At 64.6% G+C, this 14,510-nt stretch carries 12 protein-coding genes; 5 read left to right on the plus strand and 7 right to left on the minus strand.

What is annotated here, in order from left to right; genetic code table 11:
- Positions 1-1,428, minus strand: a complete 1,428-nt coding sequence (locus ANI01nite_RS07740; RefSeq protein ID WP_141357178.1) for a flavin monoamine oxidase family protein — start codon at positions 1,426-1,428, stop codon at positions 1-3.
- Between the two features lie 105 nt (positions 1,429-1,533).
- Between ANI01nite_RS07740 and ANI01nite_RS07745 the strand changes: the two genes are divergently transcribed.
- On the plus strand, positions 1,534-2,181 hold the full coding sequence (locus tag ANI01nite_RS07745; RefSeq protein WP_141357180.1) for a TetR/AcrR family transcriptional regulator: 648 nt from the start codon (positions 1,534-1,536) through the stop codon (positions 2,179-2,181).
- A gap of 2 nt (positions 2,182-2,183) precedes the next feature.
- Positions 2,184-2,393, plus strand: coding sequence for a LapA family protein (locus ANI01nite_RS07750; RefSeq protein WP_141357182.1), 210 nt, complete (start codon positions 2,184-2,186; stop codon positions 2,391-2,393).
- A gap of 92 nt (positions 2,394-2,485) precedes the next feature.
- Here the strand turns inward: ANI01nite_RS07750 and manA are convergent, their stop codons facing one another.
- From manA to ANI01nite_RS07780, 6 genes are read right to left on the minus strand one after another with little or no spacing between them, the layout of a single operon-like run.
- Positions 2,486-3,691 (minus strand): mannose-6-phosphate isomerase, class I, encoded by a 1,206-nt coding sequence (gene manA / locus ANI01nite_RS07755; protein ID WP_255314457.1) that lies wholly within the window; start codon positions 3,689-3,691, stop codon positions 2,486-2,488.
- A complete protein-coding gene (locus ANI01nite_RS07760) occupies positions 3,691-4,689 on the minus strand; it encodes an N-acetylglucosamine kinase (protein WP_255314458.1) in 999 nt (332 codons plus the stop codon). The genes manA and ANI01nite_RS07760 overlap by 1 nt, the downstream gene beginning before the upstream one ends.
- A gap of 14 nt (positions 4,690-4,703) precedes the next feature.
- Positions 4,704-7,187 carry a glycoside hydrolase family 2 protein gene (locus tag ANI01nite_RS07765; RefSeq protein ID WP_141357186.1) on the minus strand — a complete coding sequence of 828 codons (2,484 nt, stop codon included), beginning with the start codon at positions 7,185-7,187 and terminating at the stop codon, positions 4,704-4,706.
- A 57-nt stretch (positions 7,188-7,244) separates the two neighbouring features.
- A complete protein-coding gene (locus tag ANI01nite_RS07770) occupies positions 7,245-8,063 on the minus strand; it encodes a carbohydrate ABC transporter permease (protein WP_141357188.1) in 819 nt (272 codons plus the stop codon).
- Positions 8,060-9,031, minus strand: coding sequence for a carbohydrate ABC transporter permease (locus ANI01nite_RS07775; RefSeq protein ID WP_141357190.1), 972 nt, complete (start codon positions 9,029-9,031; stop codon positions 8,060-8,062). Before ANI01nite_RS07775 ends, ANI01nite_RS07770 begins: the two co-directional genes overlap by 4 nt.
- Before the next feature lie 59 nt (positions 9,032-9,090).
- Entirely contained in the window at positions 9,091-10,413 is a 1,323-nt protein-coding gene (locus ANI01nite_RS07780; protein ID WP_141357192.1) for an ABC transporter substrate-binding protein, read from the minus strand.
- 300 nt (positions 10,414-10,713) lie between these two features.
- Between ANI01nite_RS07780 and ANI01nite_RS07785 the strand changes: the two genes are divergently transcribed.
- From ANI01nite_RS07785 to ANI01nite_RS07795, 3 genes are all read left to right on the plus strand, one after another.
- Positions 10,714-11,718, plus strand: coding sequence for a LacI family DNA-binding transcriptional regulator (locus ANI01nite_RS07785; protein WP_141357194.1), 1,005 nt, complete (start codon positions 10,714-10,716; stop codon positions 11,716-11,718).
- Between the two features lie 266 nt (positions 11,719-11,984).
- Positions 11,985-13,232, plus strand: a complete 1,248-nt coding sequence (locus ANI01nite_RS07790) for a cellulase family glycosylhydrolase (RefSeq protein ID WP_255314459.1) — start codon at positions 11,985-11,987, stop codon at positions 13,230-13,232.
- A gap of 196 nt (positions 13,233-13,428) precedes the next feature.
- Positions 13,429-14,436, plus strand: a complete 1,008-nt coding sequence (locus ANI01nite_RS07795; RefSeq protein ID WP_141357196.1) for a LacI family DNA-binding transcriptional regulator — start codon at positions 13,429-13,431, stop codon at positions 14,434-14,436.
- Positions 14,437-14,510 lie beyond the last annotated feature (74 nt).

Here is a 14,510-nt window from a genome sequence, read left to right on the forward strand (position 1 = left end):
TTAGGCGTTCGCCTCTTCCTTGGCACCGGTCAGCGTGGCCACCCCGTCATAGCTCTGGTCGTAATCGGTGCCGTCCAGTGCGGCAATGATGCGTGCGGCCGAGCGCCGGCCCATGCGCACCGCGCCGTCCACGTGCTGGAACCCTTCGCCGGCCAGGTCGGAGGAGGAGAAGTAGATCGGTCCGACATTCTCGTTCTGCGCCGGGCCGAAGCGGTGCAGGCCGCCCAAATCGTAGCTGGTGGCGTAGGCTCCGCGGGTCCATTCCTCGGCGGCGAAGTCCGAGAGGTAGAAGACCTTGGGATCCAGGGCCTTCTCCCCCAGGTAGCCGGCCATGGACTTGAGGATCGCCGTGCGGCGCTGCTGCTCGTCCAGTTCCCACATGGCATCGGCCTTCAGATCCGAGATGAAGCCGACCAGGGTGCCGGTTTCCTCGCCGATGTAGGTGTTGTCATAGATTTCCTGGACCAGATTGGCCGGGCCGAAACAGGTGCCGGAGAGCCCTTCTTCGCGCCAGAACGGGGTGCCGTAGACGGCATGCACCTTGATCACCAGGCCCATGGACTGGTGCTGGTGGGTGACCTGCTGCTTGCGCGGCAGCGCCGGAACGTAGGAGATGCGCGAGTACAGGTTCGGCGGCACCGCCAGCACGGCCTTCTTGGCCGAGACGGTTACGCTGCTGCCGTGGGCCACCACGCCGCCGTCGAACCATTCGAGCTTGAGCACCGGGTTGCCCAGGAAGACGATGTCCTCGCCCAGCTTTTCGGCCAGTGTCTTGGAGACGCCCTGCATGGTGCCCACGATGCGCCGGTCCAGGATGAAGTCCTCGTCGACCAGGTTGTCGAAGGAGCCGGCCGAGGACGCCATGAGCACCGCCTGCAGCGCGGAGAAGGTGTGCGCCGGCTTGGTGAGCATGCCCCCGGCGATGAACAGTCCCACGTTGTTGCAGGCCAGTTCGTCGGCGGAGTGCTGGCGCAGGAAGTGGTGGAAGGAGATCTTGTCCAGTTCTTCGGCCTGCGGGTGCTCCCATGGCCTGTCCGGATCCATGCCAGCGGCCAGTTCGTTCATCAGCGCTACCAGCTTGTCCATTTCGGCTACGGTGCTGGCGGCTACCGGGAAGTCCTCCCCTTCGTAGGCGATCCGTTCGCCGTCCTCGGTGAGGTAGACGCTCTTGCCGGCCTTGTAGCGTTCGAAGGTCTCGATGCCCAGCTCGTTGATCAGCGAGTAGAGTCCGGTCTGGTCGGGGCTGATCCACTGGCCGCCGATTTCGATGGTCGCCCCGTCCATCTGCTCGGTCCAGGTGCGGCCGCCCACGCGGTCGCGGGCTTCGAGCACGGCGACGGACTTGCCTGCCTTGCTCAGCTCATAGGCCGCTGTCAGCCCCGAGGGTCCCGCACCGATGACGACGACGTCGCGTTCGAGATGTTCCATGATCGCTCCCTTGCACAATTAAATGAATATGGTTCATTTACCTGTCATATAGCATAGGGTACGAACATCCAGTTGTGAAGCACCCCACGTCAGGAAGAGGTCCGCATGAGCGAAACGGAAGCGAGACGAGCCGGCCGCCCACGCAAGGCGGTGCTGAACCGGGAGCGCATCACCGAGCATGCGCTGGAACTGGTTTCCGGGGACGGCTACGAGTCATTGACCATGCAGCGGCTGGCAAAGTCCCTCGGCGTCTCGCCCTCGGCGCTCTACAACCACGTCGATTCGAAGCACGACCTGCTGCAGTGGATCCAGGAATGGGTCATGGCCGATATCGACACGTCGGTCTTCGATGAGGCGGGCATCAAGGAAGCGCTGCTGAAGTGGGCTACGAGCTACCGCAACGTCTTCGCCCGGCACATTCCGCTGATCCCGGTCATTGCGGTCCTGCCGGTCACCGATTCCCCGCGCACCCTGGGCATGTACGAGCGCGTGGCCGAAGCACTGGCGGACTTCGGCATGGCGGAGAACGAGATTGTGCCGACGATTGTCGCACTGGAGTCGTTCATTTTCGGCTCGGCCATGGACACCGCCGCGCCCCATGACATTTTCGATACCAGCAACCACCAGGATCTGACTCCGCATTTCACCCGGGCCGTGGCGGCGCAACGCCGCTCGAAGCTCGATACCAGCGATGATTCGTTCCAGCGCGGGCTCACGGCTCTGGTATCCGGCCTGCTGGCCAACGGAAGCTGACCATGGATAATGAGCCGAAGCCGCGGATCACCGGCAAGCAGTGGGCTTCCATTGCACTGGTGGCTATTGCACTGGTCTTCATCCTGCAGAACCTGACCTATGTGCGCGTGGAATTCTTCCTCTTCCACACCGCCGCGCCGTTGTGGCTGATCCTGCTGATCACCTTGGCGGCAGGCTACGCCATCGGGTGGTTTTCCCGGCGGCGGAACTAGCACGGCGGAGAACCCCGAACACCGCGGTGTTCGGGGTTCTCCAGCAGCAAGCAGGCCTCGTCGGCCAGGAATCCGCTACCTGGCCGCAGCGCTCAGCGGGCGCTGGTCGTCGCCACCCACAATTCGCCGCGGCCTTCGGTGCGCACATACTGCTCATCCGGGGTCAAGTAGATCGCTTCGCCGCGCCGCGGGCTCGAGCTGCCCAACGCTCCGGAAACCATCAGCTCCCCTGACTCCGCGATTGCCACGGCAGGACCTGCCAGCGGCAGCTGCGAATCATCCTGCAAACGGTGCAGTGCGAAGCCGGTGCCAGCCGGCCGGTAGCTGGTGATGTTCACGCCGGTCGGCTCGGCGGCCAGGAAGGGCGGGGCCATGGGTGCGAAGTCCAGCACCCGGAGCAATTCATCCAGGTCAACATGCTTGGAGGTCAGCCCGCCGCGCATCACGTTGTCGCTGGGACCCATCAGCTCGATGCCCAGACCCGAAAGGTAGGCGTGGATGTTCCCGGCGTCCAGGAACAGTGCCTCGCCACGGGCCAGGGTGACCTTGTTGAGCAGCAGCGTGAGCACGATCCCCGGATCGCCGGGGTAGGCGCCAGCCACATCCCTGAGGGTGGCGAAGCTCGAAGCGAAGCGTCCGCTGCGGGCCACCATGCTGCCTGCCAGCCGCACGACCAGGCCGGTCAGCTCCTCGATGGCCTGCTGGTACTGTCCGCCGAGCACCAGGCCGAGCGCGGTCTCCATGGGGTTGCGCGTTGACAGGAGCGTTTCGAACAGCTCCAGCGGTCTGAGGGATTCCACCCCCAGTTCCGCCGCGGCCATCCGCAGCGTGGAGAGGACCCCCTGCACCTCATCCAGCGGACGAAATCCGGACAGCGCCTGGAACCCGTCTTTGAGCGCGACAATGATTTCCGGCTTGGCGAAGCTGTCCTTGTAATTCCGGTGGGGTGCGCCCAGCGGTATTCCTGCGCGTTCCTCGGCGGCGAAGCCCAAGGCCGCTTGGGCCGCGGTGGGATGGGCCTGCAGCGACAGCGGGGTTTCGGCGGCCAGGATCTTGAGCAGGAATGGCAGCGATTGGCCCTGCCCGCCAGTGCCCAGTGCGCGCTGCGGTTCGGCACTGATCCATGCCGCGAGATCGGGAAAGTCCGGTTGCGCGGCGTTGATCTTCGAGGGGTTGGCCGGGTGCGCCCCCAGCCAGAGTTCGGCTTGCGGTTCTCCGCTGGCCGGCGCCCCGAGGAAGCCGGGAATGGCGGTGCGCGAACCCCAGGCGTAGGGGCGCGGCGTATTGGTGATGCTCACTAGCACTGGATCTGGACGCTTTCATCGGTGGCGGTTACGGTCTGGGAAACCATGGACTGCAGGGGATGCTGCGCCGCGAGGCTGGCCAGATGGGCGGCCCCGTCCAGTCCGGAGCCGGCGGCCGGCCGCAGCACCGCCGACGGTGCCAGTTGCGCCAGACGCACCGAGAATTCGGACATGATCGGCTCGCTGCCAAAGACCCCGCCCAGGCAGGCCACCGGTTGCACAGTGCCGGTGTCCTTGCCCCGGACCCGGTCCAGGGCTGTGGCTACCGAGTGCGCCAGTTCGCCGGCCGCGCGCTGGCAAATGCCGGCGGCCACCTGGTCGGTTGCCGCCAGTTCGGAGGCCGATCGGGCGAAGGACGCCACCAGCGCAACCCGCGCAGCAGAGGACTGCAGGCTGATATAGGCCTCTTCCAGGTCAGGCCACTGTTCGCGGACCGGTTCGGCCAGAGCCGTGGCGGGACCGCGGCCGTCGTGGGCGCGCATGACGCAGTTCAGCACCTGCTGCCCGATCCAATAGGCGCTGCCGGCATCGCCCATGATGTTGCCCCAGCCGTCCACCCGGGCCACGGACTTCTCGCCCACGGCCAGGGTGACCACTCCGGTGCCCGCGGCCACCACGGCGCCGGGGCCGTCGGCGAAGGCACCCAGGTAACTGGTGACCGAGTCGTGGGCCAGCAGCACCCGCTGCCCGCGCGGGGCTTCGAGCATCGCCGACAGCTTGGCGGCATCGTATTCTTCCCGGGTCAGCCCGGTGGATCCGATGGCAATGGTTGCAAACGGGGTGCCAGCCTCCCGTTGGGCGTGGCTGATTGCCGCGGCCAGCTGGGGCAGGATCTCCTTGTGGGTCTGCACCCCCGGCAGCAGGATTTCCCTGGAGCCGGTGCCGGGTTCAGCACCGGTGTGCGGGCGCAGCTTGATGCCGGTCTGCCCTGCATCGACGGCCAGCAGGCCGTTGCCCAGCTCGGGCTGGGTTTCACGTAGGTGGTGGTTCACGGTGTTTTGGATTCCTAAGCTAGGTTCAGCAGCTGGTTGGCCGAGCGCAGCACGCGTGGGCCGGAGAGGGCTTCGGGGTCCAGGCCGCGTTCTGTGCTGATGGTGAAGCGGGTGCTTTCCCCTGGCAACAAGGTGACCAGGCCCTGGTCCACGCGGGCCTGGGGATCCAGCTTGTCGGCGAGCACCACCAGGTCCCGGACCAGGTTGGCCGCGGTGACCGTGAGCACCAGTCCCCCGGGGGTGGTGTCCACCGTCGTGGACAGTTCAGGCGCGGCCAGCTCGGTGTCCCGGGCTTCGGCGTAGAACCACAGTCCGCGGGTCTCGCCCAGCGAGGCGCAGAGCAGCTCGGCGGCGGCCTTGCCGGCGGTGCCCAGCTGGGCAGGGATTGGCAGGCGCAGGGTGCCGCGCGGCGGCACGCTCACGGATTCCACGGCGTGCTCCAGCACCTCGCCGGTGTAGCCGCGGCGCGACAAGTCCAGCTCCCCGGCCCAGGTTTCGCCGGTGTCGTTGCCCAGCACGACTTCCAGCCCTTGATTCTGCGGCACCACGGTGATGGTGCGCGGGGCGAAGGCGTTGCGGATCGCGTGGAAGAGCGGTTTTTCCACCCCGTCGCCGTCAATGGCGGCCCAGGAGGTCACCGGCCAGCAGTCGTTCAGCTGCCACACGATAGCCCCGGAGTTGTGCGGGGCCAGCGAGCGGAAGTGCTCCAGCGCGCAGGAGATCGCATTGGCCTGGTTCAGTTGCATCGCCCAGTGCCAGTCCTCCATCGTCTCGGGCATCGGATAGTGGGCCATCAGCCCGACGGTCAGCTTCGCGTTGCCTTCCATCGCCTTCTGGTGCACGACCATGCCCGGGGATTCAGGGGTCAGCGGGCTGTCGGAGATGGAGCGGGTCAGCGTGGACCAGGCGGCCGGACCCTGCCAGCCGAATTCAGCGACGAAGCGCGGGGTGTAGCTGCGGTATTCGGGCCAGTCGCGCTGGTTCCACAAATCCCAGATGTGCATGGTGCCGTGCTCTTCGGCGTTCGGGTGCTCGCCGTGCGGGCTGAAGGGGCTGCCCGGAGAGTAGTGAACCGTGGCGGCCAGTTCGGCCACGATCTGCGGCAGCAGCTCGTGGTAGTAGGCCCCGCCCCAGGACTTGCCGTCCAGGAAGCGCTTCCAGTCCCAGTCCTCGTAGCCCCAGAGGTTCTCGTTGTTTCCGCAGAACATGGCCAGCGACGCATGGTGCGCCAGCCGTGCCACGTTGTCCCGGGCCTCGGCGATGACCTCGCCGCGCAGCGGCTCCTCCTCCGCATAGGCGGCGCAGGCGAACAGGAAGTCCTGCCAGCTGAGCAATCCCAGTTCATCGCAGGCGGCGAAGAAGTCATCGGACTCGTAGATGCCGCCGCCCCAGACGCGGATCAGGTTCAGTCCTGCGGCCTTGGCCTGCTCCAGCCGGGCGCGGTAGCGGTCGGCTCCGATGCGCACAGGGAAGGCGTCATCGGGGATCCAGTTGGCGCCCTTGACGTACACCGGCTGCTCGTTGACCAGCAGCTGGAAGGGGGTGCCCGCCTCATCCGGGGTGCTGTCCCAGCGCACGGTGCGGAACCCGACCCGGCGTTCGGCGCAGTCCAGCAACGCTTCGCCGGCGCGCAGGAACACCTGCACGTCGTACAGCGGCTGCTCGCCGTAGCCGGCAGGCCACCAGGTGTCGACCTTGTCCAGTTCCAGGACCAGGTCGGGGAAGCTTCCGTTGGCCGCAACCGGCACGGACGCCTGGGCGCCGTCGGCGGCAACTACCAGCTCCAGCCCCTCCACCGGTGCCGGCACATCCAGGGTTCCGCACACGCTGATCCGTCCGCCGTCCCCGGCCGGCTCGGCCTGGACCAGCACCTGCTCCAGCCGGGCGGTGGACCAGGAGACCAGGTTGACCGGCTTCCAGATTCCGCTGGTCGCGGTCTTGATGCCCCAGTCCCAGCCGAAGCTGCAGGCCGATTTGCGGATCGCGTCGTAGGGCAGCGGGTAGGGGCGCGGGCGCATCCCGAGGATCTGGGATTGCTCGTTCGCGTATTTCACCGGGCTGCTGAAGTCGACCACCAGCTCGTTTTCTCCGCGGTGCAGCAGTCCGGTGACGTCGACGCGGTAGCTGCGGTGCTGGTTGGCTGCCGAGAGGATCGGTGCGCCGTTCAGGCTCACCTGCGCCACGGTGTCCAGGCCGTCGAATTCAAGTTCGTGGTACTCGGCCGCTTCCAGTTCTTCGGCGCTGAGCGCGAAGCTGGTGCGGTAGCTGAAGTCGCTCAGGCCAATCCAGGACTGCAAGGCTTCGTTGTCATCCAGGTAGGGGTCCTCGATCAGTCCGGCGCGCAGCAGGTCCAGGTGGATGACCCCTGGCACCTGGGCGGGGATGCTCGCGGCGGCGATCTGCTCCGGGACCGGCCCGGCGGTGGCCTTAGCGGTCCATCCGGTGTGCAGCGCGGTGCGGGTCAGCGCGGTGGCGATGGCGTCTTGGGTTTCAGGCATGGGAATTATGCTCCGTTTCTAGAATTCTGTCGGGTCGCGAGGGATCGTGCTGGCGGCCTACTTGACCGCGCCGGCCACCAGGCCGCGGTAGATCCAGCGCTGCAGGAAGATGAAGGCGATCAGGGTCGGCAGGATGACCAGGATGGTGCCGGCGGAGATGACCTCCCACTGGGCGCCGAAGGGCCCCTTGAAGTTGAACAGCGAGGTGGAGATCATGCCCTCCGACGGCAGGTAAAGGAAGGGCAGGTAGAACTCGTTGTAGATCGCGATGCCCTTGATGATGATCACGGTGGCGATGGCCGGCTTGAGCAGGGGCAGGATGATCTTCCAGTAGATCGTCCAGTAGTTGGCCCCATCCAGCCGGGCCGCCTCGTCCAGCGAGGTGGGGATGCTGGCCATGAACTGCAGGAAGATGAAGATCGCGATGATATCCGTGCCGAGGAACAGCAGCACCAGCGCCGAGCGCGTGTTGAACAGGCCCATGCTGGAGATCAGCTGGAACGTGGCCACCTGGCTGGTGACCGAGGGGATCAGGCTGGCTACCAGGAACAGGCCCATGACCAGCTTCTTTCCGCGGAAGTTGAAGCGGTCGATCGCGTAGGCGGTCATCGTGCCGATCAGGATCGTGCCGGCCAGGGAGATCGCCAGGATGACGGTCGTGTTGATGAATCCTTCGACCATGCCGCCCTGCTCGAATGCGGTGGCGAAGTTATCGAAGTTCAGCCAGTTCTGCGGCGAGGTCAGCGGTCCGGTGCTGGCGTATTCGCTGCTGGACTTGAAGCTGGCCAGCAGCACTACCGACAGCGGCAGCAGCACCGCCACGGCGGCGGCGACCAGGGAAAGGTACTTCAGGGTGGTGGGGGCCAGTTTTTTCACGACAGGTCAACCTTTTCGTCGGGGAATACCTTGCGCTGCACCCAGGTCACGAGCAGGACGATGATCAGCAGGATCACGGCCATCGCCGAGGCCAGGCCGACGGATCGATAGGTGAAGGCGGTTTGCAAGGTTTGGATCACGAACGTCGCGGTGCCGTTGGCCCCGCCGGTCATGATGAACGGTATTTCGAAGACGGACAGCGCTCCGGAGATCGCGAGGATGAACGACAGCCCGATGATGCGGCGGATGCCCGGGAAGATGATGTACCTGAATTGGTGCCAGGGCCCCGCGCCGTCGATCTTCGCGGCTTCGTAGAGCTCAGCCGGGATGGACTGAATGGCGCCGAGGAACAGGATGAAGTTCAGGCCCGTGTACCGCCAGACCGAGGTCGTGGCCAGCGAATAGTTGGCAATCGACGCGTCGCCCAGCCATTGGGGCGGCTCGGTCACGCCGAACCAGGACAGCACGGTGTCCAGCGTGCCATCGGGCTGGAAGAGGTAGAGGAAGACGAAGCCGATGGCCACGCCGTTGATGAGGTAGGGGAAGAAGATGACGCCGCGGAAGAAGTTGGAGAACCGGGTGTTGAAGCTGAGGATTACCGCGAAGTACAGGGCCAGGGCCATCTGGACGAAGGACGCGGCGAAGTAGTAGATGCTCACGCCGAAGACGCCGAAGATGCGCGGGTTGGTGAACACCTCCTGGTAGTTCTCGAAGCCGACCCAATCCCCGACAGGACCCAGGCCGTTCCAATCCGTGAAGGAATACCAGATCATGTTGACGGCCGGGACATAGGTCAGCAACAGCAGCAGTCCCACGCCCAGCGCCAGGAAAAGGTACGGGGTGAGCGAGAAGCCGGGCTTCTTGCGGTTGGGCCCTGGCTTGGAAGCCTTCGCTCGCGGGCCGGCGAGCGAGGCCGGCGTGGCGGCCTCGGGCTGGGCCTGATGCGAGTCTGTCGGTGAGACGGTCATGGTTCTTCTCCTGGGTGGGGCGGGCCGGCTATGGAACCGGCCCGCCTGCGACGGTGATGCTACTTGCTGGACAGGTCGTTGACTGCTTGTCCCCAAGCCTCGTTCAACCCGGCGAAGACCGAGTCCTTGTCGCCCTCAGCCTGGCCGCGGGCCACGTCGATCAGCTTCTGCCGATAGATGTTGCCCCAGACATCGACCTGCGCCTTGTCCGCGGTGTCGCTGAACAGCGATTCCTCGCCTTCAGGGGCAGGGCTCAGTTCCAGCAGTTCAACGCCGTTGGATTCCAGGTCGTCCAGGTTGGCAGGAAGCTCGTCGGCGGTGACCGCGGAGATCATGCCCTCGTCCTGGGTGAATCCGGAATCTTCGAGCAGGAAGTCAATCCACGCGCGGGAGGCGGCCTGGTTCTCGGAGTTCTTGTTGATGCCCAGGTAGTAGTCGCCGGCAATCGTCGCGGCCTGCTTGCCATCCACGCTGGCCGGGTAGGCCATGAAGCCCACGTTCTCAACGTCCGCTCCGGCGTCCTTGGCCGATGCCTCAAGCTGGCCCAGCGCCCAGGAACCGAGCACCATGGTGGCGATCTTGCCCTGGGCGAAGTCGGTCTTGGAGCGTTCCCAGTTGGTGGTCAGCGGATCAGGTTCGGTCAGGCCCTCGGCAACCACGTTGTAGAGCATCGAATCGAGCGAGTAGATGTCGGTGCCCTCGGTCCACGGGGCTGCGCTGTGGGACATCTCGGTCTGCGCATCCGGGTTCATGGTCACTGCGCCAACGATGTTGGTCCACTGGCCGCCCAGAGGCCAGCCGTCCTTGTAGTTGGTGTACAGCGGAATGGCGTCGGTCTTGTCCTTGACCAGTTTCAGGTCGGCAATGAATTCGTCTTCGGTTTTCGGCAGGTCAGTGATGCCGGCTTCCTTGAATACTTCCTTGTTGTAGACGACGCCGTTGGCATTGCCGCCCAGAGCCAATCCGTATTGCTGGCCGCCCACCGACTTGGCCGACAGGAAGCGGTAGGTGTCTTCCATCTCAGCCGTGGTGCCCAGGGAAGTGAAGAAATCCGCGTACTGCGACTGCGGAACGCCATTGGGAATCAGCAGGACATCGCCGTACCCGTTGGGGGTGCTCATGCGGGTCTTGACGTCGTCCTCGTAGTTGGTGATGGCTTCGATTTCCACATTGACGTCCGGGTATTCCTTCTGGAATTCGGCGACGTACTTGTCCCACGTGCCGGACTGCTCCAAGTCGGTGCGGTTGGTCAGGAAGGTGATGTCGCCGGCGGCTTCGCCGTCGGTCGAGGGTGCCTCGGCTCCATTGGAACCGCAGGATGTCAGTGCGAGACCGGCGATTGCCAGGGCGGCAATTCCTGCCAGTGCATTGCGACGGGCCATTTCAACTCTCCTTTGAACTAAAGCGACCACCAGTGCGAGTGTCGGTGGTTCTGCAGAATGGGGGGTCTTGCGTTCAGCGTTGCGTGCCTTGCTTGGGCTGGGATACAGCCTACGTCACATTTTCCGCTTCAGGCAACAGTCCATGACAACGCTGTCTAAATCTGTCCAGCAGGACATTTGAGCCCATAAATTGATACTGACTAGCAATTATCTGTAAATTTGCATCAGCGCGAGGGTAGACAATGTCTATTTAAATGTCCTACGTTGTCATTGCTACTCCCCGAGCCTGAGAGGACGAGAATGTCGATCCGCCAACGTGCCACCCTCGATGATGTGGCCAGGCTGGCCCATGTCAGCCCAAAGACCGTCTCCCGGGTTTTCTCCCAGCGCCATCTGGTTTCCCCGGCAACCGCCGAAGCGGTGCTGGCCGCCGCCAAGCGGTTGAAATTCCGCCCGAACACCGTGGCGCGCAACCTGAGAGGCGGTGCCTCGAACACCGTCGGATTCGTGATCGGCGAGCTGCTCAATCCGTTCTATTCCACTGTGGCCACCGGGCTTGAACGCGTGCTGGCGGATAACGGGAAGACGCTGATCGTGGCCAGCACCGACGACACCGCCGAAGGCGAGGAACGCGTCGCCGACACCCTGCTGGCCCAACGCGTCGCCGCCCTGCTCATGGTCCCGGTGGGCGAAGACCAGTCCTATCTGGAAGGCGAACGCCAGCTTGGCTGCCCGGTGATTTCCATCGACCGCCCGGCCCGCAATCTCGTGGCCGACTCGGTAGTCCTGGAGAATCGGACCGGCGCATTTTCCGCCACCCGCTCGCTCATGGCCCGCGGACACCGCAAGATCGCCTATATCTGCAACCCGGCAGCCGTCTATACCCAAGCCGAACGCATCCAGGGCTACCGGGAGGCGATTGCTTCCGGGGGCCGCGCGGAACCCACGCCATGGGAACGGCTGCTGGATGACCCCGCCGCCAATCCCGCCGCAGTAGTCGCAGACCTGCTGGCCATGGACGATGCACCCACGGCGATCATTGCCGGAAACAACCGCATGTGCATCGGCGCCCTGCAGGTGCTCGACTCGCTGGAGCACCCGCCAGCCTTGATCGGCTTCGACGACTTCGACACGGCAGACATCCTGGGGGTCAGCGTGGTGAGCCACGATGCGGTGGACATGGGCCGGCAGGCCGCCGAGCTGGCCTTGGAACGGATCATGGATCCCACCGGCTTCACCCGGCAAATCATCATCCCCACCAAACTCATCCACCGTGGCAGCGGGGAACACCCGCCCTACGCCTAGACTCTTCCTTCCCGCAGCGGGCGCGGGATCAACTGCGAACTGCGATGTCCTGAAATGTCCATTTTTGTCCCTAAACCTGTCCAAGCAGAAGGCCGGAAATGTCTTGTGGACCATCAGAACCGGCCATAGACTCGGTTCTCATCCGAGGCGCTGGGACCTCGGATCTTCACCGTGCATCCACTCGCCTGCGGAGCTGATATTCCGCGGATCCACTTTTTCCGAATTCATGTTGCCGCGCCTTGATGCGCGATGCAGGAAGGACAATCATGATCGCACGCACTCTGGCCGCCACAGCCATGGCAGCCTTGGCCCTGGGGTCCCTGGCGACCGTCGCGCAGGCCGATACAGGTACCGGATTCCACGTTGATTCCGGCAAGATCTACGATGCCAACGGGCAGCAATTCATTCCGCAGGGCGTCAACATCCCCTACGCCTGGTACCAGGATGAAACCCAATCCTTCGCCGATGCCCGGGCCGCTGGCGCCAACGCGGTGCGCGTAGTGCTCAGCGGCGGACGCTGGGGCGCCACCAGCACCTCCGAGGTCACCGAGGTCATCAACCTGTGCAAGGAGAACCAGCTGGTCTGCATCCTGGAAGACCACGACACCACCGGCTACGGCGAAGATTCCGCGGCCACCCCGCTGTCTTCCTCGGTGAACTTCTGGAAAGGCGTCTCGTCGGCAATCAAGGGCCAAGAAGACTACGTCATGGTCAATATCGGCAATGAACCCTACGGCAACTCGGGATACTCGTCCTGGGCTTCCGATACAGTCGATGCCATCGGACAGCTGCGGTCAGCCGGAATCGAGAACACCCTGGTCGTGGATGGACCCAACTGGGGCCAGGACTGGTCCTACACGATGCGGGATAACGCATCAACAGTCGCTGCCGCGGATGACAACCTCGTCTTCGACGTCCACATGTATGGTGTGTTCGATTCAGCCTCCGCGGTGACCTCGTACCTCGATTCATTCACCAGCCAGAACTTGGCCATCATGGTCGGCGAGTTCGCCAACCACCACACCTCGGGCACCCCGGACGCGGATACCATCCTCTCCTACACCCGCAACCAGGGCATCGGCATGCTCGGCTGGTCGTGGTCCGGCAACGGTGGCGCGGATGCACCGCTGGACATGGTCGAAGACTTCGACGCGTCAAGGCTCACCAGCTGGGGACAGCGTTTCATCAACGGCAACGACGGGCTCAAGGCACGTTCACCCCAGATCGCCAGCGTCTACACCTCCGGCGGCGGCAGCGACCGGGGAACCGCCCCCAACGGATACCCTTACTGCAGCTCCAGCGCCTCCGATCCTGACGGCGACGGCTGGGGCTGGGAGAACTCCGCTTCCTGCGTCGTCGCGGACGGCAATGCGGACGGCAATGCGGACGGCACCGGGGACGGGAACGAGGACGCGACAGCGCCCAACGGATACCCTTACTGCAGCTCCAGCGCCTCCGATCCTGACGGCGACGGCTGGGGCTGGGAGAACTCGGCCTCCTGCGTGGTGCGTTGAGCTGAGGCAGCTCGCCGTTTCGGCAGAAACTGACTAGCAGGATTTGCGGCTGGCCGGTGCATTTGTGAATTTTCCGATGCACCGGCCAGCCGTTGTTCCGTGCCCGGTACCAGCAGTGCGGAATATAAGATGGCCGTAGTGGTGTTCACTGCACGCCACCTTCCAGATGCCGATGCCGGAACCGGGACAACTCAGTATGAACATTCAACAGCGGGCTACCTTGGATGACGTGGCTCGGCTTGCCAACGTCAGCCCCAAGACGGTCTCCCGAGTCTTCACCCAGCGCGATCTGGTGTCGGCCGCAACCGTTGAACGCGTCCTGGCGGCGGCCAAACGGCTGAAGTTCCGTCCCAACAGCGTGGCCAGGAACCTGCGTGGCGGAGCCTCGTCCACCGTGGGTCTGATCATCGGCGAAATGCTCAACCCCTTCTACTCTAGGGTTGCCACCGGACTGGAAAAGGTCCTGTCCGAGCACGGAAAGACGCTGATCGTGGCGACCACCGACGACACCGCCGAGGGCGAGGAACGAGTCGCCGACACACTGCTGTCCCAGCGCGTGTCCGCCCTGCTGATGATCCCGGTGGGCGAGGACCAGTCATATCTGGAGGGCGAGCGCCAGCTGGGTTCCCCGGTCATTGCCATCGACCGCCCGGCCCGCAATCTCGTCGCGGATTCAGTGGTCATGGAAAACCGCAACGGCGCGTTCGAGGCCACACGCTCGCTCATGGAGCACGGCCACCGCAAAATTGCCTACATCTGCAATCCCGCCAACGTGTACACCCAGGTCGAACGCCTGCGCGGCTACCGCGAAGCACTGGCCGGGACAGGCAAGGCCGCTGCCACGCCCTGGGAGCGACTGATCGATGACCCGGCCATCGACCCGGTTCATGTGGTGTCCGAGCTGTTGGACATCGCCGATCCTCCGACCGCCATCATCGCGGGCAACAACCGCATGTGCGTCGGGGTATTGCGCGCGCTGCATGGGAAGGACAACCCGCCGGCCTTGATAGGTTTCGACGACTTCGACACTGCCGATATTCTCGGGGTATCAGTGGTCAGCCACGACGCCATGGAAATGGGCAGGCGCGCCGGGGAACTCGCCATGGAACGCATCGCTGATCCCACCGGATTCACCCAGCAGCTGGTCCTGCCCACGCGCCTGATCCTGCGCGGCAGTGGTGAACGCCCGCCGCTGGCGTCATAGCGAACCGCTGCTCGCCAGCGGCTGGTCGTCCAGATCGCGGGCTGGCCGGCGCCCGGGATGAATCGAAGATTAGC

This window comes from Glutamicibacter nicotianae (genome assembly GCF_006539525.1).
In the GTDB taxonomy this organism is placed as follows: domain Bacteria; phylum Actinomycetota; class Actinomycetes; order Actinomycetales; family Micrococcaceae; genus Glutamicibacter; species Glutamicibacter nicotianae.